The 1,229-nt window shown below is 54.8% G+C and carries 1 protein-coding gene; it reads left to right on the forward strand.

Annotated elements, in window-relative coordinates; genetic code table 11:
* Positions 1–51: 51 nt before the first annotated feature.
* A partial coding sequence (locus VJ369_RS17225) for an IS481 family transposase (protein ID WP_324093222.1) occupies positions 52–1,229 on the forward strand: 1,178 nt, incomplete at its 3' end.

The following is a 1,229-nucleotide window of genomic DNA, read 5'->3' on the forward strand; positions in this document are numbered from 1 at the left end:
AGCTTCAAAACATATTTGACTCATGAGTTGCGACATCCTTGACACTTGATCATGTCGAGAAACCACGTCATCGTCCACCAAATCCGAGATGCTGGACTCAGCGTCACCGAAGCCGCCAACCGGTACAAAATCTCCCGCCAACGCATCCACCAGCTTCTCAAAGCCTACGACGCCGGCGGAGATCCCGCAGTGGAACCACAGAGCAAACGACCGCACTCCAACTCCCGCGCCACCCCGAAAGACCTCGCTGATCGCATAGTCCAAATCCGTCTAGCACTCACCAAAACCGGCTTGGACGCCGGACCGCTGACCATTCAATACCATCTAGAGAAGGAACAGCGCCACGTCCCGTCCACCGCCACTATTCGCCGCATCCTGCACGCTCACGGACTAATCACACCCGAACCCAAGAAACGACCACGAAGCAGCTTTCACAGGTTCCAAGCAGATCAGCCCAATGAAATGTGGCAATCGGACTTCACCGAATCGGTCCTCGCCAACGGACGCAAAGTCGAAATCATTCACTGGCTCGATGACCACTCCCGATACCTGTTGCACTGCTCAGTCCACGACGAAATCACCACCCCGATCGTCATCGCCACCTTCACCCGCTGCGTCAACCGCTACGGACCACCCCAGAGCACCCTGACCGATAACGGCACCGTCTACACCACACGCCTGCTCAAAGGCATCAACAAGTTCGAAAAGCTACTGATCGCCATAGGAATCAAGCAAAAGAACGGCAAGCCATATCACCCACAAACTCAAGGAAAAGTTGAACGATTTCACTCAACCGAACACAAATGGGTGAAGGCCCACCGCCCGGCGAACACCGTCGAAGAGCTGCAACACATCCTGGAGGAGTTCCAACGGGTTTACAACACCGAACGCCCCCACCGTTCCCTGGAGCGCCACACACCCCATGAGTGGTATCACCGCACGCTCAAGGCGCTCCCGAAAGAAAAAGACATCACCAGAGACCGGGAGTTCCGCATACGTCATGACCGCGTCGACACTAATGGAAAACTTACCCTGGGACATGACGGGCAGGTACGTCATTTAGGAGTGCGCAAAATTAATCGACGCAAGAAAGTGGTAATGATTATCGACACCGAAGAAGTCACCGTCGTCGAAGTCGCAACTGGAGAAATCCTCAGTCGGCATGTGATCAACGAAGAACGGAACTACTGGCCGGATAAACAGAAAACCCCTGGCCGTTGGCCAGGGGT

The organism is Glutamicibacter sp., from assembly GCF_035257265.1.
GTDB lineage: Bacteria > Actinomycetota > Actinomycetes > Actinomycetales > Micrococcaceae > Glutamicibacter.